The 19,215-nt window shown below is 57.3% G+C and carries 21 protein-coding genes and 4 pseudogenes; 20 read left to right on the forward strand and 5 right to left on the reverse strand.

From position 1 onward, the window contains the following. Positions 1-17: 17 nt before the first annotated feature. On the reverse strand, positions 18-761 hold the full coding sequence (glnH, locus tag AB7M29_RS14325) for a glutamine ABC transporter substrate-binding protein GlnH (RefSeq protein ID WP_454247096.1): 744 nt from the start codon (positions 759-761) through the stop codon (positions 18-20). A gap of 360 nt (positions 762-1,121) precedes the next feature. Between glnH and AB7M29_RS14330 the strand changes: the two genes are divergently transcribed. The 4 genes and pseudogenes from AB7M29_RS14330 to AB7M29_RS14345 all read left to right on the forward strand — a co-directional run bounded on the left by AB7M29_RS14330 (position 1,122) and on the right by AB7M29_RS14345 (position 5,785). Further along, positions 1,122-2,450 carry an aspartate aminotransferase family protein gene (locus tag AB7M29_RS14330; protein ID WP_454247097.1) on the forward strand — a complete coding sequence of 443 codons (1,329 nt, stop codon included), beginning with the start codon at positions 1,122-1,124 and terminating at the stop codon, positions 2,448-2,450. Between the two features lie 13 nt (positions 2,451-2,463). Then, on the forward strand, positions 2,464-3,027 hold the full coding sequence (locus tag AB7M29_RS14335) for a carboxymuconolactone decarboxylase family protein (protein ID WP_454247098.1): 564 nt from the start codon (positions 2,464-2,466) through the stop codon (positions 3,025-3,027). A 467-nt stretch (positions 3,028-3,494) separates the two neighbouring features. After that, positions 3,495-4,094 carry a reverse transcriptase domain-containing protein gene (locus tag AB7M29_RS14340; RefSeq protein WP_454247099.1) on the forward strand — a complete coding sequence of 200 codons (600 nt, stop codon included), beginning with the start codon at positions 3,495-3,497 and terminating at the stop codon, positions 4,092-4,094. 663 nt (positions 4,095-4,757) lie between these two features. After that, positions 4,758-5,785: pseudogene (locus AB7M29_RS14345) on the forward strand (IS110 family transposase). Positions 5,786-6,182: 397 nt separating this feature from the next. Here the strand turns inward: AB7M29_RS14345 and AB7M29_RS14350 are convergent. Both AB7M29_RS14350 and AB7M29_RS14355 read right to left on the reverse strand, forming a co-directional pair. Next, entirely contained in the window at positions 6,183-7,073 is an 891-nt protein-coding gene (locus AB7M29_RS14350) for an alpha/beta fold hydrolase (RefSeq protein WP_454247100.1), read from the reverse strand. Positions 7,074-7,075: 2 nt separating this feature from the next. Further along, positions 7,076-8,155, reverse strand: a complete 1,080-nt coding sequence (locus AB7M29_RS14355; protein ID WP_454247101.1) for a sugar phosphate isomerase/epimerase family protein — start codon at positions 8,153-8,155, stop codon at positions 7,076-7,078. A gap of 158 nt (positions 8,156-8,313) precedes the next feature. Here AB7M29_RS14355 and AB7M29_RS14360 point away from each other — a divergent pair, with 158 nt between their 5' ends. The 11 genes and pseudogenes from AB7M29_RS14360 (at position 8,314) to AB7M29_RS14410 (ending at position 14,450) form a co-directional block, all read left to right on the forward strand. Next, complete coding sequence (locus tag AB7M29_RS14360) at positions 8,314-8,853, forward strand: TetR/AcrR family transcriptional regulator (protein WP_454248712.1); 540 nt, start codon at positions 8,314-8,316, stop codon at positions 8,851-8,853. A gap of 148 nt (positions 8,854-9,001) precedes the next feature. Then, positions 9,002-9,110 (forward strand): annotated as a pseudogene (locus AB7M29_RS14365) (Y-family DNA polymerase); the annotation flags it as partial. A gap of 289 nt (positions 9,111-9,399) precedes the next feature. Then, positions 9,400-10,395, forward strand: coding sequence for a helix-turn-helix domain-containing protein (locus tag AB7M29_RS14370; RefSeq protein WP_454247102.1), 996 nt, complete (start codon positions 9,400-9,402; stop codon positions 10,393-10,395). A 188-nt stretch (positions 10,396-10,583) separates the two neighbouring features. After that, entirely contained in the window at positions 10,584-11,081 is a 498-nt protein-coding gene (locus AB7M29_RS14375) for a DUF2589 domain-containing protein (protein ID WP_454247103.1), read from the forward strand. A 19-nt stretch (positions 11,082-11,100) separates the two neighbouring features. After that, positions 11,101-11,712 (forward strand): DUF2589 domain-containing protein, encoded by a 612-nt coding sequence (locus AB7M29_RS14380; protein ID WP_258615239.1) that lies wholly within the window; start codon positions 11,101-11,103, stop codon positions 11,710-11,712. 87 nt (positions 11,713-11,799) lie between these two features. Next, complete coding sequence (locus AB7M29_RS14385; protein ID WP_258615238.1) at positions 11,800-12,072, forward strand: hypothetical protein; 273 nt, start codon at positions 11,800-11,802, stop codon at positions 12,070-12,072. After that, a complete protein-coding gene (locus AB7M29_RS14390) occupies positions 12,072-12,374 on the forward strand; it encodes a hypothetical protein (RefSeq protein ID WP_454247104.1) in 303 nt (100 codons plus the stop codon). Before AB7M29_RS14385 ends, AB7M29_RS14390 begins: the two co-directional genes overlap by 1 nt. Beyond that, on the forward strand, positions 12,358-12,597 hold the full coding sequence (locus AB7M29_RS14395; RefSeq protein ID WP_454247105.1) for a hypothetical protein: 240 nt from the start codon (positions 12,358-12,360) through the stop codon (positions 12,595-12,597). The genes AB7M29_RS14390 and AB7M29_RS14395 overlap by 17 nt, the downstream gene beginning before the upstream one ends. A 27-nt stretch (positions 12,598-12,624) precedes the next feature. Then, positions 12,625-13,020, forward strand: a complete 396-nt coding sequence (locus AB7M29_RS14400; protein WP_454247106.1) for a hypothetical protein — start codon at positions 12,625-12,627, stop codon at positions 13,018-13,020. Positions 13,021-13,120: 100 nt separating this feature from the next. Next, entirely contained in the window at positions 13,121-13,903 is a 783-nt protein-coding gene (locus AB7M29_RS14405; protein ID WP_454247107.1) for a glycoside hydrolase family 19 protein, read from the forward strand. A gap of 127 nt (positions 13,904-14,030) precedes the next feature. Further along, a complete protein-coding gene (locus AB7M29_RS14410; RefSeq protein WP_454247108.1) occupies positions 14,031-14,450 on the forward strand; it encodes a hypothetical protein in 420 nt (139 codons plus the stop codon). 351 nt (positions 14,451-14,801) lie between these two features. Here the strand turns inward: AB7M29_RS14410 and AB7M29_RS14415 are convergent. Both AB7M29_RS14415 and AB7M29_RS14420 read right to left on the reverse strand, forming a co-directional pair. Further along, positions 14,802-15,041, reverse strand: a pseudogene (locus AB7M29_RS14415) (CopD family protein); the annotation flags it as partial. A gap of 408 nt (positions 15,042-15,449) precedes the next feature. After that, positions 15,450-15,740, reverse strand: a pseudogene (locus AB7M29_RS14420) (site-specific integrase); the annotation flags it as partial. A gap of 471 nt (positions 15,741-16,211) precedes the next feature. Here AB7M29_RS14420 and ltrA point away from each other — a divergent pair. The 5 genes from ltrA (at position 16,212) to AB7M29_RS14445 (ending at position 19,210) form a co-directional block, all read left to right on the forward strand. Further along, a complete protein-coding gene (ltrA, locus tag AB7M29_RS14425) occupies positions 16,212-17,633 on the forward strand; it encodes a group II intron reverse transcriptase/maturase (RefSeq protein WP_454246493.1) in 1,422 nt (473 codons plus the stop codon). 531 nt (positions 17,634-18,164) lie between these two features. Continuing rightward, positions 18,165-18,479, forward strand: coding sequence for a peptidase M48, Ste24p (locus AB7M29_RS14430; protein ID WP_454247109.1), 315 nt, complete (start codon positions 18,165-18,167; stop codon positions 18,477-18,479). Continuing rightward, a complete protein-coding gene (locus AB7M29_RS14435) occupies positions 18,476-18,739 on the forward strand; it encodes a hypothetical protein (RefSeq protein ID WP_454247110.1) in 264 nt (87 codons plus the stop codon). Before AB7M29_RS14430 ends, AB7M29_RS14435 begins: the two co-directional genes overlap by 4 nt. A 58-nt stretch (positions 18,740-18,797) precedes the next feature. Beyond that, the gene (locus tag AB7M29_RS14440; protein ID WP_454247111.1) at positions 18,798-19,028 is read left to right on the forward strand and encodes an Acb2/Tad1 domain-containing protein; all 231 of its coding nucleotides are present in this window, start codon (positions 18,798-18,800) and stop codon (positions 19,026-19,028) included. Beyond that, complete coding sequence (locus AB7M29_RS14445; protein ID WP_454247112.1) at positions 19,028-19,210, forward strand: hypothetical protein; 183 nt, start codon at positions 19,028-19,030, stop codon at positions 19,208-19,210. Before AB7M29_RS14440 ends, AB7M29_RS14445 begins: the two co-directional genes overlap by 1 nt. The last annotated feature ends 5 nt before the right edge of the window (positions 19,211-19,215 follow it).

A 19,215-nucleotide genomic window follows, 5' to 3' on the forward strand; every position in this document is an offset into this window, starting at 1 on the left:
GAATGAAGGGCAGGGGTTTATTGCGGATCGGTGCCGAACCACTTGCGATAGATCTGCGCATAAGTGCCGTTTTCACGGACTTTCTTCAGCGCGGCATTGACCTGTTCGCGCAGCTCGCTGCCCTTGGGGAACGCGATGCCGTATTGCTGGGCCATCATCTGTTGGCCCACGGCTTTGACCTGACCTTCACCGGCCGTCTTGATGTAGTACAGAACGTTGGGCGTATCGTGCATGGCTGCATCGACGCGGCCGGTACGCAGTTCCAGGTAGGCGTTGTCGATGTTGGGGAATTGGCGCAGGTCGCTCGCCTTCAGATTCGCCTTGGCATAGTCGGCTGCCGAGGTGCCGCTTTTCACGGCGAGGGTCTTGCCGGCGATATCCGCTTCACCCTTGATCGTGTCGTTGTCGCTTTTGACCATCAGCAGAAAGCCGCTGTCGTAGTAGCCATCGGAGAAGTCGATGGCCTGCTTGCGCTCTTCCTTGATGGTGATCCCGGCCAGCGCCAAGTCGACGTTACGGGTCTGCAGGGCCGGAATGATGCCGTTGAAATCCATCGGTTTGAGCTTATAGGTGACGCCCATCTCTTTAGCGATCGCTGCCCACAAATCGATATCGAAACCGACGTATTCGTTGCCCTGTTTGAACTCGAAAGGAACGAATGCAGTGTCTGTTGCCACCAGCAGTTCCTTGCTGGCCGCAAAGGAACCCGACGCGCTGACCAGTGCAATTACAGCCAGTGATGCCTTCAGAAAGTTCTTCATACCTGTTTTCTCTTCAGGGGAGTACAAGCCCCGGGACGAGCCTGGGGCGGTTGGGGGTAGCGGCAGTCAATTTTTTGAGTGAATCGCGAGATTCGCTCGACTTTTTTTGTTTTTTAGCCCGGCTAGCCACCTGAATGAGGAGGCGCACGAAACGTATGCTTCTAAGCAAAATATACGTGCATTGTTTTTAAATGCAACTATATTTTGCATCTGTTTTTTGTCCTGCTTTTGGGCTTTAGAGCAGCAATATCGAGTGTTGTATGGGTTTTTGCGTATCTGAGGGGCGGTTTTCTAGCGCAAAAAAATATTGCAATTGTCGGGTTTGCACATATTATTTGCCTTACTAACCGGGAGGGGATCATGAGCCACGTCTTTCATCGCAGCCTTACACAAAGCTACCCAATGGCCGTCCAGGGCGATGGTCCCTATTTGATCGACAGCAACGGTCGGCGCTATCTGGACGCCAGCGGCGGTGCTGCCGTGTCGTGCCTGGGCCACAGTGATCCCGATGTCATTGAGGCCGTGCGCAGGCAGGTCGGCCAGTTGGCCTATGCACACACGTCGTTCTTCACCACACAAGTGATGGAGGAGCTGGCGGATTTTCTCGTGGCCCGGGCGCCTGAAGGCATTGAGTCGGTGTATTTCGTCTCGGGTGGTTCCGAAGCGGTGGAAGCAGCGTTGAAACTGGCCCGCCAGTATTTCATCGAGATCGGCCAGCCACAGCGCAAGCATCTGATCGCCCGTCGGCAGAGTTACCATGGCAACACACTCGGTGCGCTGGCCACCGGGGGCAACGAATGGCGACGCAAGCAGTTCGAACCGCTGCTGATCGGCGTCAGTCATGTCAGCCCTTGCTACGCCTACCGCGAGCAACAAGGTGGGGAAACCGCCGAGGCAATGGGCGTGCGCCTGGCCGCCGAACTTGAAGCCGAAATTCTGCGTCTGGGTGCGGAAAACGTCATGGCGTTCGTTGCCGAGCCCGTGGTTGGGGCGACCTTGGGTGCGGTCGTTGCGGTGCCTGGCTATTTCAAGCGAGTTCGCGAGGTTTGCGATCGCCACGGCGTTCTGTTGATCCTCGACGAAGTCATGTGCGGCATGGGCCGGACCGGGACATTGTTCGCCGCAGAGCAGGAAGGTATTACCGCGGACTTGATCACCATTGCTAAAGGGCTGGGCGCAGGCTATCAGCCTATCGGCGCGACCCTGGTGAGCAAGAAAATCCGCGACGCCATCGCCAATGGCTCAGGATTTTTCCAGCACGGCCACACTTATATCGGCCACGCCACGGCCTGCGCCGCGGCGCTGGCGGTACAGAAAGCCATCGAGTCGCGCGGTTTGCTGGCGCGGGTCAATCAATTGGGCGAGGGGCTGCGTACGCGCCTGATCGAGCGGCTGGGCAACCATCCCCATGTGGGTGATATTCGCGGGCGTGGCTTGTTCCATGGCATTGAGTTGGTGGCCGATCGCGACAGCAAGGCGCCGTTCGATCCAGCGCTGAAATTGCACGCCAGACTCAAGAAAGCCGCTATGGCTGAAGACCTGATGTGTTACCCGATGGGTGGAACCATCGACGGGCAATATGGCGATCACATCCTGCTGGCACCACCGTTCATACTCGAAGACCATCACCTGGACGAGATCGCCGACAAACTCCTGAGCGCGGTGAACAGTACGCTTAAAGGTCTCTGAGGAATTTATCGTCATGGCTATTCAATCGCGTCTGACCTCGCTTGATGAAGCACACATGGATGAGGCCCAACGCGCCGTTCTCAAGGAGATCCTCAGCGGCCCGCGAGGTAATCTGGACGGCCCCTTCCTGGCCTGGATTCACAGCCCTGAACTGGCCCGTCATGCTCAGCGACTGGGCGCGTTCTGCCGCTATAGCACTCGGCTGGAGTTGCGGTTGACCGAACTCGCAATCCTGTTCACGGCTTCATGGTGGCAGTCACAGGCCGAGTGGCAGATTCATGAACCGATCGCGCGCTCGGCGGGTGTATCTGAACAGGTAGTCGACGCGCTGCGTCAGCAGACGGTCCCGCCATTCACTCGCGAAGATGAGTTGTTGGTTTATCGATTGGGCAAGACGTTGTACGAGACTCGACGTATCGACGACGGTCTTTATGCGCAAGCTGTGCAAGCGTTTGGAGAGCCTGCTGTCGTCGAGTTGACGGGGGTATTCGGCTATTACGCACTGGTTGCGATGACCCTGAATGTCTTCTCTGTTCGCCGTGATACCGATGCACCGCTCCCATTCGTTGAACCATAATTGCTTATGATCAGACCGGCTCGAATGACTGCTTTTGGCGATTGCTGCCCGTCACCACAAGTAGCTCTGGGTCGCCAACAGTCAGTTGTGAATTGGGGAGGGGGCAACTTGTTGGCGGGTATACGCCAGTCATGCTCTGATCCCGCGCGGTCGGAGACCCTGTGCACGTCGGGAAGTCCTTCGCACAGAAACTGGGAGATCTCGGCGGCGCCCGGTGCGCAAGCACCGGGCGGAGCAGGAAAGGCCAAAAGCCGTAACCCTGCTGTCTACGCCGCCGAGAAGTCGGATACGTCCGTAGTACCTGAGAAGCCATCGAACAAAGGGCCTGGCCCGGCGGAGATAGTGGAGGAAAGGGACGTAGCCAAGGGAAACACCAACGGGCCCCCGCGCCCCGGACACTGAGCCGGATCAGTTGCGCGTCGATGGGACTTGAAGGTGTACGTGAAGCAGCCCGAAGGAACAAGGGCATGCATTTCACGGCATTGCTGCACCACATCACACCGCAGTTATTGGCGCAGAGCTTCTATGCACTTCGCCGCGATGCAGCAGTGGGCGTGGACGGCATGTCGTGGCGAGAATATGAGGAGGATCTTCTCCAGCGGGTGACCGATTTGCACGCAAGGCTTCACAGTGGAGCCTATCGGGCAACGCCGTCGCGGCGGGTCTATATTCCCAAAGCCGACGGCAGGCAGCGTCCGCTGGGCATTGCCTCTCTTGAGGACAAGATCGTACAGCGGGCGGTCGTTACCGTTTTGAATGCGATCTATGAAGAAGACTTTCTAGGATTCTCGTATGGGTTTCGGCCGGGACGTAGCCAGCACGATGCGCTGGATGCGTTGACGGTCGCGCTCAAGGGCCAGAAGGTGAACTGGATAGTGGATGCGGATATCACGTCGTTCTTTGATGAGATCGACCATGAATGGATGCTGATGTTTCTGGGACACCGGATTGCAGACCGGCGCATGCTCGGGCTTATCTGCAAATGGCTTCAAGCGGGTGTTATGGAGGATGGCCGTAGGGTGGCTGCGACCAAGGGGACTCCCCAAGGCGCGGTGATCTCGCCGTAGTTTCTGGTGCAGCTGCAGGAGCGCTTGGCCAAGTTCGGATTGTCCCTCAATGCCTCGAAAACACGACTGATTGAGTTTGGTCGTTTTGCTGCGAGAAATCGTAGGAAGCGGAGGCTTAGGTAAACCGGAGACATTTGACTTCCTGGGTTTCACGCACTGTTGTAGTACCAACAGAAGCGGTGGGTTTCAAATACTGCGACTGACGGTCAAGAAGCGAATGCGTGCGACGCTGCTGGCCATTCGGGATGAGCTGAAACGCCGACGCCACGAGTCTGTTCAAGTCGTGGGTCAGTGGCTTACCCGAGTGGTCACGGGCTACTTCAATTACCACGCGGTGCCGGGAAATCTGATACGTCTTGGTGGATTTCGTCTGGCGGTTTGCCGTCTATGGTGGCAAGCCCTCAAACGTCGCAGCCAGCGTAATCGGCTTCAATGGTCACGCTTCGGGTTGCTCACAGATCACTACATACCGAGCCCAAAGAACGCACACCCGTATCCTGAGGATCGCTTCGCGTCACGCACCCAAGGCAGGAGCCGTATGCGGTAGTTCCGCACGTACGGATCTATTGGTATGGACGCCCCCATTCCCATCCACAAGCCAGTGGCTTCAACGTGCCATGGTAGAAGGGCTTCAGAAACCATAAACCAAGAGGAGCATCCGGCATGAAAACTATGACCGTTGGTATCGACTTGGCGAAAAATGTATTTCAGGTGCACGGTGTTAATGAACATGGCAAGACCGTTCTGAGGAAGCAACTCAAGCGCGACCAGGTTGCCACCTTTTTTGCCATCATGCCGCAGTGCCTGATCGGTATGGAGGCCTGTGGAAGCGCCCACCATTGGGCTCGCAAGCGGCGCAGCCTTGGTCATGATGTGAGGCTGATGGCCCCGCAATTCGTAAAGCCATATGTGAAAACGAACAAAAACGATGTAGCTGATGCTGAGGCTATCTGCGAAGCGGTAGGTCGGCCAAACATGCGTTTTGTGCCGATTAAGGACATTGAGCAACAGGCTGTGCTGTCGCTGCATCGGTTCGTCAGGGATTCGTTAAGGCTCGGACAGCGCAGGCTAATCAGATCCGTGGGTTGCTAGCCGAATTTGGTCTTGTAATCCCACAGGGCATCGCACATATCGCCAAGCATGTACCGGAGATTATTGAGGATGAGCACAACGAGTTGCCGGGCTCGTTTCGTCTGCTTGTGCAGCGTCTACTGGAACAGTTGAAGGGGGTCGATCATCAAGTTCATGAGATCGAGAGTAAAATTGTCGCTTGGCATCGCGTGAACGAAAACAGCCGCAAGCTGGCCAAGATTCCAGGCATCGGGCCAATCACGGCCAGTGCGATGGTAGCTTCTCTTGGCGATGCCAAGAGTTTCAAGCATGGCCGACAGGTGAGTGCTTGGCTTGGGCTGGTGCCGAAGCAGAACTCCACTGGTGGTAAGACGGTGCTGTTGGGGATGAGTAAGCGGGGGGACTCCTATCTACGGACGCTACTGATCCAGGGGTCACGGTCGATGATCTACGCAGCACAACGAAAAGATATCTCTGACAGCTGGCTTGGCCGGCTACTTAAGCGGCGTAACACCAATGTGGCAGCCGTTGCACTGGCAAATAAAAACGCCCGAATTATATGGGTCTTGTTGGCCGGCGACCGCGAGTTCCGCTCCGATTACACGACCGTCGTCGCGTAATCGGAGCGGCTTGAAGACGTCAACTCAACCCTGTAGTAGACCAACGCTATTGGTTGCTCAGGTGATCATGAATTGATGGAAAAACTGGTAAGACCGTGGCCAAGAAAATCTGACCCGCACAGCGTGCCATGAGCACACGGATCTATTGAGAACTCGGCCAGCGGATTCCATCAGGGACAGCGGCAACGCTGCACCGAAAGTCCGGATGTATGAGTGCAATCTCTACCATCGAGCCGTCACAGATTGAAAGCTTGGCAACCCGGGGGCGTCCATGTATGTGCGGGGGGTGGCAGGTAACTGCCATCCCTACCGCGACCCTTTGTGCCAGCCGATAATAGCTTTCAAAGTCAGGAACCACACTACATGGACGCGGTCTGCTCCTAGGCACTGCGAAAGGTCATATGGCGATATGGTCTTCAAGAAACGTCATTAGATGGTGGATAAAATCATCAGCTGCTTCCTCCATTACAAAATGGCCACACTCGGCGATAATCGCGCCACGCAAGTTACTAGCGTGATCTTTGAGCGTGAGCAATGGGGCATCCTTCGTGGCGTACTCGGCACCTATCGCCAGCACCGGCATCGTCAGCGGTCGTAGGGAGCGTTGCTTGTTCTGACGAATTGTTTCGGGGATCGCACGGTAATAAGCAAACCCTCCCCGCAGCCCGCCAGGTGAGGAGTAGGCCTGAATGTATATTTCGGAGGCGACCGCATTACGCTTGAACGCCCAGCGGTCAAACATGAAGTTGAGATAGGTGGCCTCCCTTCCTGTGATCAACAGCTCGGGCAGATCCCTGACCTGATTGAACAAAAAATGCCACAGAAAGATGTTTTCCTCCGGGGCTACGAATATAGGCGGTGCTTCGGCTAATCCGGGTATGACGGCTTCCGTTACAGCTAATGTCCGTACCGCCTCCGGGTAGTCACTAGCAATAGCATACGCAATCCACATACCGACATCATGCCCGATCAAGTGGTAACGACCGAAACCCAATTGTTCCATCGTTTGGTGCAGTATTTGCGCCACGCTGCCGGTGTCATACCCCTGTTCGGGGCGGTCGGAATCACCCAGTCCAGGCGGATCCACGGCGATCGCCATATATCCTTGAGTGGCCAATGCTTGCATCACATGACGCCACGCATACCAGGTTTGTGGCCAGCCAGGCACCAACAGAACAGGATCACCGGTTCCGGCAACTACGCAATGAATACGGATCCCCTGGATTCGCACATAACGGTGAGTGAAGTGAGCTTCAATGGGGGAGGTAAGATCGACGGCCTTGTTCATATTTACGCTATTCCTTCCATGGGCGCAGTGGCCATACCGAGCATTGACTGAATTTGCTGAAAGTTGACGGGTGCACAAGCGAAGTCGTCGAACACGCGGTCAGTCACCTGGATAATGTGTTGATTGATAAATGCCACGCCCTCCCGTGCACCGTCTTCCTGGTTCTTGAGGCAGCACTCCCATTCAAGAGTCGCCCACCCCGGATAGTCAAACTGGGCAAGCTTGGAAAAAATCCCTTTGAAGTCCACCTGACCATCGCCTAGGGAGCGAAACCTGCCGGCACGATCGTTCCAGTTACTGTAGCCGCCGTAAATACCCTGGCGTCCCGTGGGATTGAACTCGGCATCCTTGACGTGGAACATGCGAATGCGCTCGTGGTAGATGTCCAGGTAGCTCAGGTAATCGAGCTGCTGGAGTACGAAGTGACTGGGGTCAAACAGGATGTTGCACCGTGGATGTTCATCCACCAGCGCGTAGAAACGTTCGAAGGTGGTACCGTCATGCAGATCTTCGGCGGGATGAATTTCGTAGCAGAGATTGATGCCCACCTCGTCGCACAGATTCAAGATAGGGCGCCAGCGCTTTGCAAGTTCGCTGAAAGCGGCGTCTATCAATCCCTCTGGATGCTGCGGGAATGGGAACAGATACGGCCAGGCCAACGACCCGGAAAACGTACCCATCTCGCTCAAGCCAAGGCGAGCAGATGCGCGTGCAGCCAACTTCATTTTCTCTACTGCCCACTCGGTGCGAGCTTGGGGGCGACCCTGCAGGCGGGCCGGTGTAAAGGCATCCCACATAGCATCATAGGCTGGATGCACCGCGACAAGTTGACCATAGATATGCGTCGTCAATTCGCTGATTTGTAATCCGTGCTCTGCGAGTGTGCCCTTGATCTGATCACAGTAGACCTGACTTTGTGCTGCTTGGGCGACGTCAAACAATCGCTCATCCCAGGCGGGAATCTGCAATGCTTTGAACCCATGGCCCGCTGCCCACTTGCTGATGTGGGCCAAGCTATCGAAAGGGGCTTGGGAGGTGCTGAACTGAGCCAGATGTAGGCTTGGGCCTTTTAATGTTTTCATCGTGCAAACCTATTCTTTGTTGATCGACAAAGAATAGGTTTGCTAAGCGATATTCGTCAAGTTGATTTGCGCTAAAATGCGCCATCTGATTTTTTGGGCATAACGGTATGGCAGGGCGACCACGGGAATTCGACAAAGAACAGGCGTTGACAAAGGCCATGCTCCTTTTTTGGGAGCACGGCTACGAAGGTACTTCCATGTCAGCGCTTGTCGATGCGTTAGGCATTGCATCTGCCCGCATTTATGCAGCATTCGGTAGTAAGCAGCGGCTGTTTGAAGAGGCTGTCGGGCTTTATGAGGCTGGAGAGGGAGGATTTGCAGAGCGCACCCTGGAGCTAGCTGATATTAGTCAGGCGATCCGGCAAATGCTGTGCGAGGCCGTCAATACCTACACCTCCCCGCATAGGCCTTGGGGGTGCCTTGTGGTCAGCGCAGCTAATAGCGTGGCACCCGAAAATACGCCGGTACTCGCTTGGCTCTCGGAGCATCGGCGCCACCGGACGGAGTCGATCATCTTTCGCCTGGAAGCGGCCAGCAGAGATGGGCAGTTGAGCAGAATGGTAAATGTTCAGGCACTAGGAAATTTCTACGCAACATTTTTGCATGGGATTTCTGTCCAAGCGCGTGATGGCGTATCAAGAGATGCATTGCTTGAAGCTGTTGACTACGCAGTGGGCTTACTGCCAGTGAAGGCCTAGAGGAAATGTTTTGACTGCACAGGCCAAAACGTAAGTTCGAGGCTTCACGATACCCTCAAATCGGGCGTGATCATGGGCCGGGCGGGCCGTAATAACCACAGATCGGATGGTAGCGACATGTCCTGTTGATTTTCTATTCCACATAAACGCCGATATGAGCGAACGCGGTAATGAGTGTTATCGAGTCGATTGTGCCGAAAGTTGAGGTCTATAGCATTGATGAGGCCTTCGCAGATTTAGCCGGTATACCAGGTGATCACTCGAGGCACTGGTGGCTGGGGCGCGCGCTGCCAAGCCTCAATTTCATGCAACAGCGGCGCGAAGCAGAGGTTGAGCGTCGGCCAGGCAGATCGATAACGGCCGGGCATAGAATTTTATTTGTGGGGGCGTGATGCCAAATTAGTGGCGTATTCCCCGTTCCCTCTCTAAGCCATTAACCGACTCAACTATGGATGGGTCGGTACGATGGAATCTTATTCTGCTAAGGGTAATAGCAACAACGAAGGACAGGGTGACGCAGCGATTCCGAGTTTCCACAGTGCAACGGTGGGCACTTCCAGCAATCAAGGCTTTGCAGTTTGGCGGCAGACCATCGAGGTTCTGTTTGACGCAAGCGCTCTTGATACCAACGACTTTTCCGCCTCAATGGCGGTTTACCATTTCAACCGTTTTCTGTTTTGCATGGGTAGCCTGGATGGCGCCCGCTACTGCCGCGACAGGGCACGGTTGGGATGGTGCGATCTGGATCATTACCTGCTTCATCTTCCCTTGCACAGAGGCCTGGTGTGCGGCAATGGCTTACGGGTGCGTCCGCTGGATGTGGTGGTGCTTGACCTGTCTCAACCGGCCGGCTTTTCCATGGCGGCAGGCGAGGGCGTCAGCCTGCTGATTCCGCGCACGGCACTGTCGCCTTTGCTGTATGACACTGGCCAACTGCATGGCCTGGTGCTGCGCCGGGAGAGCGCATCCGGCGCACTGCTGGCCCAACTGTTGTCATCACTGGCGATCGCGGTGCCGAGGCTTTCGATGGATGAGGCCTTCAGGCTCACCCTGCCCATGCTCGGCATGGTCGCCGCCTGCCTGGGCCAGGTAGCGGCCCGTACAGCCGCTGCGCCGCGCTCCGGCCCAGCCCATCTTGGCCGCAGAGTGCGCCTTTACATCGAACAGAATCTGCAGCGCGAAGACCTCACGCCCGGCGTGCTTGCCAAGGAGCTGGGGGTTTCTCGCAGCCAGCTCTATCGGGAGTTCGAAAAATTTGGCGGTGTGCGCCACTACCTCCTTCAACGTCGCCTGCGCCGGTGTCTGTTCGCGCTCTGCGATCCGGGCAACGCCGCAAGGCGCATTTCGGACCTTGCCTACGACCATGGCTTCGCCGATGAAGCGCATTTCAGCCGGCTGTTTCGCAAGGCCTTCGGGCTGTCGCCGCGGGCTGCCAAAGCCGCCATGCAGCGCGGTGATCTGGCGGGGGTTGCACCTCTGGTGCCATACGCGGGCGATACGCCCGGGCTTGCGGATTGGGTGCGTGAATTGACCAGCAGCTAAACCCTTCAGCGGCCGTTCAACCGGACGACCGCTTTTTGGGACGCGCATCCAGGTTTTCGGGACGCACGTCCACAGACATCGCCAGGCCCCCGGGCATAACCTCGACTCACCAACCAACCCATTAGTAAGTGGCGTTGCCAGGCACAGCATTCTGCATTGGCACTGACATCTGACAAGGAGTGTCTCGCGTGGCGAACCAATCTCTGCACCTTCTCATCCAGAGCATCGCTGGGGCCGTCGCCGAAGCACAGGACAAGATCCAGCGCTTCCAGGTGTCCACGGTGCGCCAGTATTTCGATGAAGATAACCGGCCGGTCAGTATCGAGGTCCGGTTGCCATCCACGTCCCATGGGGCAAAGGAAGGTGAGGAACGCGTGGTCTCCATACCACTGCTTTCCCTCGTAGGCTCACGGCTGCTTGCCGTGAAGGACATGGAAATCTCCTTCGAGGTTGGCCTCAACGCCGATGAAAGTGGCGCACCGACCCCTGTGCAAAACGCGGTGCCCGACGCAGGCGATGCCGATTCCCCATGGCCGACTGAATCCCACAAGCCTTTGAGCGTCGATCTCGGCGCTCGCCGTAATGGGGAAGGCGGGCCACTCGCGCGCGTCACCCTCAGAGTCGAAACCCAACCCTCGTCCGAGGGGATGGCTCGGCTGGTTCAAAACCTCGATAAATTGATCTGAGTACAAATGGAGATGACTTATGCCTAACTTCTCGATGGGTGACCAATTCCGCGGCCTTCCCATGGGTGACCTGATCGGCGGTCCCCTGACCGCCGCTTGCGATGCCCAAGTACGCCTGGCCAATGCCACCGCTGACTTCATCAAGGTGATTGGCTTTCTGCCGCCCGCTACCGACGACGATCCCAACGCGGTCGGTGGTGTGCGAACGGTGATGTTCCGTTTCGATCGACCTTCACAAGCCAACCCAGGCACGGCCGGGGCGAACCCGATGGAAACGGTGGAGCTGCAAGTACCGCTTCTGGCCGTGGTCAAGGTGCCGAACTTGTCCATCAACAAGGTCGACATCAGCTTCGACATGGAAGTGAAAAACTCCGAGCAATCCCGCGAGTCCAGCGACTCCCAGGCGGCGTTGTCGGCCGAGGCGAAGATCGGCTGGGGCCCGTTCAGCGCCAAGGTGAACATCTCGGGCTCGGTGTCTTCCCACAAGGAAAACACGCGATCAAGCGACCAGTCTGCCAAGTATCACGTCGAGGTACATGCCTCGGACGATGGCATGCCTGAAGGGTTGGCCCGGGTGCTCGACATGATCGCCCAGTCCGTCGCGCCCAAGGCGATTACCCAGGCGGCGTAAGCCGGCATCGCTAGCGCTTAACAGCCAGCGGCTATAGGGGATTAACCCGGCGCTGGTCGTCAGGCTTTTCCGGAAAGGAGACCCAGGATGTTTGACCTGACGGACGTGGGATACGTGAAGCGCATCGTGGTCGGCAGTATCGATCCGGAAAAGCTGACTCCCGAAGTGGTGGTGCAGGCGCAGGCCGCGCTGCTCAATCGTTGCCTGACCGAAACCCCCAAGGGGCGGATTGTTGGCATCGAAAAGAATTTCACTTTGCTCAACATTGGTGAGCACCAGGTGGTACTGCAAGCCCTGATCTATCACCTGGGCTTTGCCCGCAAACCGTACTGGCTGCCTGATGACGAAGGACAGTCTTGATGACCCGCCTGGAGGAGTTCATCCGGGCATTGGGCGGCGAAATGCACCAGGCGCAGGTGGCCTCAGGCCGCTTGTGGCCCGGTACTTACGTGGCGGGCATGGAGGTGGTCATGGACGCCACAGTGGAGCGGACTGCATCCGGGGCGCTGGCGCTGCGGATTGGGCGCGCACCACGGGGCACGGCGACCTCTCATCAGCTGTTTATCGAGGTCCCGGGCAATGGTGCCGAGGCGATCACCGTTCGCCTCGACGGCGATCTGCTTGGGCGCTACAGGGGGCATGGTGATGGCGAAGCGCGCTGACCGTTCGATGTTGTTGACCCTGTCGGAACAGGAGACGAAGACGTTGAGAGACATCATCAAGCCAAAAGTTGAAGGGCCCGAACGGATGTCGCTGCCCAAGCGTGCGTTGTGCGGGTTGAGCGCTGTCTTCCTGTTCGCCCTGGTGGTACTCGGGATGGTCAAGCCCGATATGGCGATAGCCATTGCCAAATTGGCGGGCCTTTTGCTGGAGCTGTGGTTCTAAACCAATCACTTAACAAGGAGAGTCAACATGAGACATATCACATCCATATTCGCCGGCGCGATGTTACTGGCCAGCATCCTGCCGGCCTCTGCCGATGAAAAGTTCGCAGGCACCATCAGCGACGGTAACGACGATATCCCGGTCGCCCTGACCATCACTGCTACCAAGCAACCGGGTAGCGCTGCCGGGCAGATCCGCTTCGAGGACCAGTGGAAGTGCGGCTTCGCGCTGCAGTTCTCCAAAAACCGCGACAAGGTCGACGTCTATTCCTTGCAGGGGGCAGGGTCGGGCCGCTGCATTGCCCTGGCATCCGGTTATTTGCACCGGGGGGCAGGTGCTGACGGCAGCACCGTCATTCAACTGTTTGATCGTACCCACAAGGACCCAGTCTACACCGTCGATCTGGTCCTTCCGAGCAACTGACGATCACCACCGCTTCCTGAATTCCACCTTCAGTCAAATCCAGTAAGGCACGTTTTCCGTCGTCTGACGGGGAACGTATGCCTGCGGCGAGGAGCAAGCCATGTGCATTAGCAATACGGTCGGCGACGGCGGCAAGAATACTCCGGCAGATGTTCGCAGCCTGCAATTTCTGCTCAACCTCAATAGCGGCCAACACGGCCTGGCCTGCAATCTCGCCACCGATGGTGCGTGGGGGAGCGGTTCACGCGGGGCCCTCAAGAGTTTCCAGCAAGGCGTTGGTGTGGCCCCGGGCGCGCTGGTGGCGCCGGGCGACCAGACGATGGCGGCGCTGCGCAAAGGGCTGCCCCCAAGCCTGACGGTGGAAAAGCTGCGCATCATCATGACCACCGCCAGCGCCTCGCGCGTCGCCGAGTTTTACCAGCCGATTGTCGATGTGCTCGCGCGCTACAAGATCAATACACCGCTGCGCATCGCGCATTTCCTGGCGCAGATCGCCCACGAAAGTGGGTGCCTGCTCTACACCGAAGAGCTGGCTTCGGGCGCTGCTTATGAAGGCCGCGCAGGCCTCGGCAATACGCAAACAGGCGATGGAAAGCTGTTCAAGGGCCGGGGGCTGATCCAGCTCACCGGTCGCGCCAACTATCGCCAGTACGGGCTGGCCTGCCACCGGGACTTCGAGAACCGTGATGCACCCGACCTGGTGAGCACAGACCGTGGCCTGGCCGTGGACGTCGCAGGCTGGTTCTGGTCGAGCAATAGCCTCAATGACTTGGCCGATACCGACAACGTGGAAAAAGTCACGCGGAAAATCAACGGCGGTGTCAACGGCCTTGCCGAGCGTACCGCGTACCTCGAACGGGCCAAGTGGCTGCTGGTGAGCTGATCCTGTTTTGACGGCTTTCCTGCGCTACGAGGCGCGGGAGAAGGGCGCAACCGCGCCCCCCTTTGAAAAGGGAATAGATGTGAAAGCAACCTCTCAATGTTCGTAACCTCATGCAAGGAGCAAGACCATGAGCACAACCCTGCTTTGCTGGTGCCGCGATGACACCCAGCTCACCGCCGCCGCGCGTAATTTCCCCGCTGATTATCGCTACAGCGGCTGCCGCCGCGCAGCCCTGCCGGCGACACTCGGGCGCCTGCGCAATGGCGACACCCTGATCATTACCGCACACGGCTCACCGCAAGCCTTCGGTGAAGAAGGCGTCAGCTTCACCGATTTCACCCCCCGTCAGTTCGCCGATGTACTGCTGGCATACCCGCCGGGAGGGTGGAGCGGCAGCCTGTACTTCGATATATGCAACGGTTATGCCTTTGCCCAGAACGTACTCCCGCTGATTCGCGCCGGGCTTCCGAACCTGCGCTTGTTCGGTTGCGAAGGTGATACCGATATGGCGGTCGACCTGAGCCATCACCGGGAGGCTACGGCATAAGTCGGTCTCCTGTGGGAGCTGTCGAGCGTTAGCGAGGCAGCGATGGCAATGCCCCATCCAACATCAATGTTGGCAGGACTGACACCATCGCAGCCTCGCTAAAGTTCGGCAGCTTTTAATCTTGCCTTGCCGATGTTGTACAGGCCTGGCAAGACAGGGGCCTTGCGCTCCGATGTAACCAGCCATTGAGGTATACACCAAGATTGATTGCTGTCCGCCTCAGGCGGACTGATCGGCGAAAGAGGCCAATGCCCCAGAGTTTTCACTTGAGGCATTCATCAGACAGAAGATCAAGCTGTTGCTCGCACGCAATAACCATGATGAACAAATTTTGGCTACGCTATCTTGATGCTATCCCCCGTCGGGACTCAAGGTTCCTAACCAAGCCACTAGCTCCACTATCAAAATCGCCTTTGATAATTCGACCAACACGCTGCGCCTTAACGCATTCGCCGCCACTCGATACTCCCCCTCCCGCAACGACCGCTCCAAAAGCGGGCCAAGTTGAAATCGGTTCATTGCGGCCAGCACCAGCATTCCGGCAAACAACATCACTTTGATGATCAGCAAAGTCTCATAGGTGCTGAGGACGGTGCTGGAAAACTTTTGCTCGGTCGGTGTGTGCTCGGGTGTTGTGAGATTGCTTGCCGTCCACTTGGCTGTTGGTCGAATCAAATCGCATAGTCCAAAGCCACCCCTTCTTGGCCCTTGATAACTTCAAAAACAAGTCCAGAATTAAGTTTTTTCCTGCTTTGGAAAGAAAAGAAACCCCTTAGATTTCAAAGGGTCGGACGCTAAATGCGAGTCTCGTTTCCCTCTCCAAATACACAAAAACCGTTCTTACGTGGAATCTGGTGAGGACCCGCTACTCAGCAGACCTGAACTTTACGTAGGAACGCGATTTTCCGCACGGTCTCAGGCAGAGGCGTCAATCCAAATCTTTTTTACACGGTCTCGGCCGGTTCCTGCCTGTCGTCAATGGCTGAAAGCAGTCCGACTTTATGTGGGGGACCGCGTCTCCGTCGTCGCATACGCAGGAAAAGACAGCATTGACTCGGCTGGAGGGTGCTCATAGGTTGAGGACAGCACGGCACTGAGTCGATCATCCAGCAGGTTCCAGGCGCGTTTCTTCTCTTCGGCATAGTCGTGATGCAGGTAATGGCGCCTCACCCGAGAGCCGGCCAACACATGGTTTTGGCAACGATCGATGACGTCCAGGCTGACCCCTAAAGCCTGCATCATGGTCGCGCCGGTGCGGCGCAGGTCATGGGGCGTCCAATCACCGTTCTGACGCCTTAAAGAAAGCCCGGTTATTGCGCCGGGCTTTTTATTGTGTGCGCCAGGCATGGCGCGTTGCGCGCAAGCGCAACCAGCTTGGCTGTGGTGGCCACGCTGGTGACTTGGAGGTGGAAGTCCTCTACACACCCGGCAAGGGGAAGTGTTAGCCAGAGGCAAGGGTGTCGCGGGTGACTGCGAATCTGAAGGAAGCCCGAGGCAAAATGCTGGCCTGACGAACAGGAAGCGGATAGAGGCGGTGCAGCGGGGTAAGACGGCCCAAACCGTTAAAGCCCAATACTTGCACGGAACGCTGTGACGTAGATCCGACAGGCATAAGCAGGAAGGTCGCGCGAATTACCCTGGGAGATCTGCACGTTTGCCAGTGTGCTACCGAGCGTCGAGAGGCGACGGGATGAGCGTGCAGAAGTCAGCTGAAGCCGTAGTAAGTGGCGAATGACCATGCCGCCAAGGGCTGAACAGGTTATGCCGCCAGTAGGCGTCGAAGTCTCGTTGAATACCGAAATGCAGAAATTTCTCCCAGAGAAGACTGTTACTCCGAGTCCCGGACAGAATCCGAGGATGACGGCTGACAGCGCACAGGTATCAGCGGCGTCTGTGACGTGGACGAAAGCGGAGCCGGACACGTTGATGGGGCGGGTGCTTGCACCCGCCAACCTCAGGCGTGCGTATCAACGCGTAGCCAGCAACAAGGGCGCGCCGGGTGCCGATGGCATGACGGTCGACCAGTTGGCGGGCTATGTGAAACAGTATTGGCCGACCCTCAAGACTCGGTTGCTGGCCGGCGAGTATCACCCGCAAGGTGTACGCGCCGTCGATATTCCCAAACCCAAAGGCGGAACACGGCAATTGGGTATTCCCTGCGTTGTGGATCGCCTGATTCAACAGGCCCTGCTGCAACAGCTCACGCCGATCTTCGATCCGCTGTTCTCGGACTACAGCTATGGCTTTCGTCCGGGCAGAAGCGCCCACCAAGCCATCGAAACAGCCCGCGGCCATGTGGCGGCGGGTCACCGCTGGTGTGTGGAGCTCGATCTGGAGAAGTTCTTTGATCGGGTCAACCACGATGTATTGATGGCCTGCATCGAGCGCCAAATCGAAGACAAGCGGGTGCTCACGCTGATCCGTCGTTTTCTCGAAGCCGGGGCGATGGCAGGTGGTATTGCCAGTCGGCGGCAGAAGGGGACGCCGCAAGGCGGCCCGCTCTCTCCGTTGCTGTCGAACATCCTGCTCAACGAACTCGACCGCGAGCTGGAACGGCGAGGCCATCGCTTCGTGCGTTATGCCGACGACGCGAACATTTATGTGCGCAGTCAGCGGGCAGGCGCGCGAGTAATGGCCGGTGTCGAGCGTTTCCTGAGCCAGCGCCTGAAACTGACGCTGAACCGGGAAAAGAGCCGCGTGGCGCGGCCTTGGGCCTGCGATTATCTGGGTTACGGAATGAGCTGGCACCAACAGCCGAGGCTGCGAGTGGCGACGATGAGCTTGGGTCGCTTGCGCGACCGACTCAGAGACCTGCTGCGCGGAGCACGGGGCCACAAGATGGCGACTGTCATCGAGCGGATAAACCCCGTGCTGCGTGGTTGGGCTGGCTTCTTCAAGCTAAGCCAGAGCAAGCGACCGCTTGAGGAGTTGGATGGCTGGGTACGTCATAAGCTTCGCTGTGTCATCTGGCGTCAATGGAAGCGGCCCTCTACGAGGGCGCGCAACTTGATGCGTCTGGGACTCGGTGAGGCGCGGGCGTGGAAATCGGCAGTCAATGGCCGAGGCCCATGGTGGAACTCAGGAGCGCCACATATGAATCAGGCGCTACCGAAGAAGCTGTGGGATCGACTCGGACTGGTCTCGATACTGGATACGATAAACCGGCTTAACCGCATAACTTGAACCGCCGTATACGGAACCGTATGTACGGTGGTGTGAGAGGACGGCGGATGTGAATCCGCCTCCTACTCGATCCAAGATTCCCCATAGCCCTCGAAGCCTCTGATAGTCACGCTGATGATGGAGCTATTCAGAGCCTCGCATTGAGCGGGTGCTTTTTACATTAGTCGGAATCTCGGTGCCAAGTCACTTCGGTGATGCCGCTTAATCTCACGAAGTCTCGCATCGCTCTGACTGTGCTGCCGCATGGCGGGCTTGAAGCCAATTTGCCGCCTGAGTGCAGAAACGAGAGGTAGCAAGCATCCGCTTCGGTCATGGCTGTCGAGAGGTGAGCGAACACGACTCGATACCCATTGAAGCTGTAGCAAATAATAAAGTGTGTGAGCTTCATGACGAACCTCATGGCTATAGGCTATCACCCTTCAGACCCTAGTCTGGGTACGATAAAATAGCTCCTACCTCCGGTCTGAATGATCGACAACCCCTTACTTGAACCTCGCCCTAGAGCGGGGCTTTTCATTTCTGGAGCTTCCTATGGCAGAACCAACGAGCACTGCCGCAGGCTTGCTTATGGCCAAGTACGGCGTTGCAATCGCTGGATTCGCTGGGGCAATCCTGTCCCTAACGTTTCTGCGAGGCCTTTCCCGAAAGGAGGCAGCTTGGGCTGTCTTCACTGGATTCGCTTCGGCGATGTTCACCACCCCTTTGGCGGTGCACTACTTCAACCTCCCGGTTGATGGTGACACCCAGAACGGCGTGGCTTTCCTGATTGGCCTGTTGGCCATGAACATTATCCCAGGCCTGAAGGCCTTGGCAGGGAAGTTCGGCGCCACAGGAGCATCCGGATGAACGCGATCCTGATTTCAACCATGAGTGCGACCGAAGCTTTTCTGTGCGTCCTGGTCGTAATTGCTGCCGGTGACTACCTGCGCCGCGTTCGCCCCATTGACCAGCCGCTGCTGAGTATTTCGTTCTACCTGGTGGTCATCGGCGCGTTCGTCACTGCCCTTCAGGGGCACTGGGTAAATCCGTTCGGCGTGATGATCCATGCCGGCATTGTGGTGTATGCCTGGGCTCGGCGCGGCCACCTGTTCGAGCTGAAAACTTAATCCGCGACACGTTTCGCGATCAGCAAATTGTGTCGCGACATGCGATGAGGGAAGCACCATGGACAACCAGCACAAGAAAATCACCGGGTACCGCGACCTGAGTCAGTCCGAGATTGACGGTATGAACGCCATCAAAGCGCTTGAAGCTGACGCAGGTGAGCTGTTCAAGCAGATCGGTCAGATTGAAGGCGTAGATCCTCGCCTGCTGGCTTTGGCCAAGACGAACCTGCAGCAAGGCTTCATGTGGTTCGTGCGCTCGATCGCCAAGCCTGCTGATCCATTCAGCTGATGAGTAACGTCACCCGCTTGCATCACGCATTACCACTGAATCCGGCGAGAGCGATCAACGAAATGGACGAGAGCCTGCGCAAGGTAATCGATAACGCCAAAGATGCCGGAATGCCGCAGGGGCTGATCGTCGCGCTACTACACGGTCAGGCGCAAAGCGAGACAAGCAGGATGGTGAGTTGATGCCA

It is taken from the genome of Pseudomonas sp. F-14 TE3623, from assembly GCF_053629015.1.

What these genes read in the sequence shown, in the direction of transcription:
- glnH (WP_454247096.1), bottom strand. Translation starts at nt 761, where the DNA reads ATGAAGAACTTTCTGAAGGCATCACTGGCTGTAATTGCACTGGTCAGC.
- AB7M29_RS14330 (WP_454247097.1), top strand. Translation starts at nt 1,122, where the DNA reads ATGAGCCACGTCTTTCATCGCAGCCTTACACAAAGCTACCCAATGGCC.
- AB7M29_RS14335 (WP_454247098.1), top strand. Translation starts at nt 2,464, where the DNA reads ATGGCTATTCAATCGCGTCTGACCTCGCTTGATGAAGCACACATGGAT.
- AB7M29_RS14340 (WP_454247099.1), top strand. Translation starts at nt 3,495, where the DNA reads ATGCATTTCACGGCATTGCTGCACCACATCACACCGCAGTTATTGGCG.
- AB7M29_RS14350 (WP_454247100.1), bottom strand. Translation starts at nt 7,073, where the DNA reads ATGAACAAGGCCGTCGATCTTACCTCCCCCATTGAAGCTCACTTCACT.
- AB7M29_RS14355 (WP_454247101.1), bottom strand. Translation starts at nt 8,155, where the DNA reads ATGAAAACATTAAAAGGCCCAAGCCTACATCTGGCTCAGTTCAGCACC.
- AB7M29_RS14360 (WP_454248712.1), top strand. Translation starts at nt 8,314, where the DNA reads ATGCTCCTTTTTTGGGAGCACGGCTACGAAGGTACTTCCATGTCAGCG.
- AB7M29_RS14380 (WP_258615239.1), top strand. Translation starts at nt 11,101, where the DNA reads ATGCCTAACTTCTCGATGGGTGACCAATTCCGCGGCCTTCCCATGGGT.
- AB7M29_RS14385 (WP_258615238.1), top strand. Translation starts at nt 11,800, where the DNA reads ATGTTTGACCTGACGGACGTGGGATACGTGAAGCGCATCGTGGTCGGC.
- AB7M29_RS14390 (WP_454247104.1), top strand. Translation starts at nt 12,072, where the DNA reads ATGACCCGCCTGGAGGAGTTCATCCGGGCATTGGGCGGCGAAATGCAC.
- AB7M29_RS14395 (WP_454247105.1), top strand. Translation starts at nt 12,358, where the DNA reads ATGGCGAAGCGCGCTGACCGTTCGATGTTGTTGACCCTGTCGGAACAG.
- AB7M29_RS14400 (WP_454247106.1), top strand. Translation starts at nt 12,625, where the DNA reads ATGAGACATATCACATCCATATTCGCCGGCGCGATGTTACTGGCCAGC.
- AB7M29_RS14405 (WP_454247107.1), top strand. Translation starts at nt 13,121, where the DNA reads ATGTGCATTAGCAATACGGTCGGCGACGGCGGCAAGAATACTCCGGCA.
- AB7M29_RS14410 (WP_454247108.1), top strand. Translation starts at nt 14,031, where the DNA reads ATGAGCACAACCCTGCTTTGCTGGTGCCGCGATGACACCCAGCTCACC.
- ltrA (WP_454246493.1), top strand. Translation starts at nt 16,212, where the DNA reads ATGCCGCCAGTAGGCGTCGAAGTCTCGTTGAATACCGAAATGCAGAAA.
- AB7M29_RS14430 (WP_454247109.1), top strand. Translation starts at nt 18,165, where the DNA reads ATGGCAGAACCAACGAGCACTGCCGCAGGCTTGCTTATGGCCAAGTAC.
- AB7M29_RS14435 (WP_454247110.1), top strand. Translation starts at nt 18,476, where the DNA reads ATGAACGCGATCCTGATTTCAACCATGAGTGCGACCGAAGCTTTTCTG.
- AB7M29_RS14440 (WP_454247111.1), top strand. Translation starts at nt 18,798, where the DNA reads ATGGACAACCAGCACAAGAAAATCACCGGGTACCGCGACCTGAGTCAG.
- AB7M29_RS14445 (WP_454247112.1), top strand. Translation starts at nt 19,028, where the DNA reads ATGAGTAACGTCACCCGCTTGCATCACGCATTACCACTGAATCCGGCG.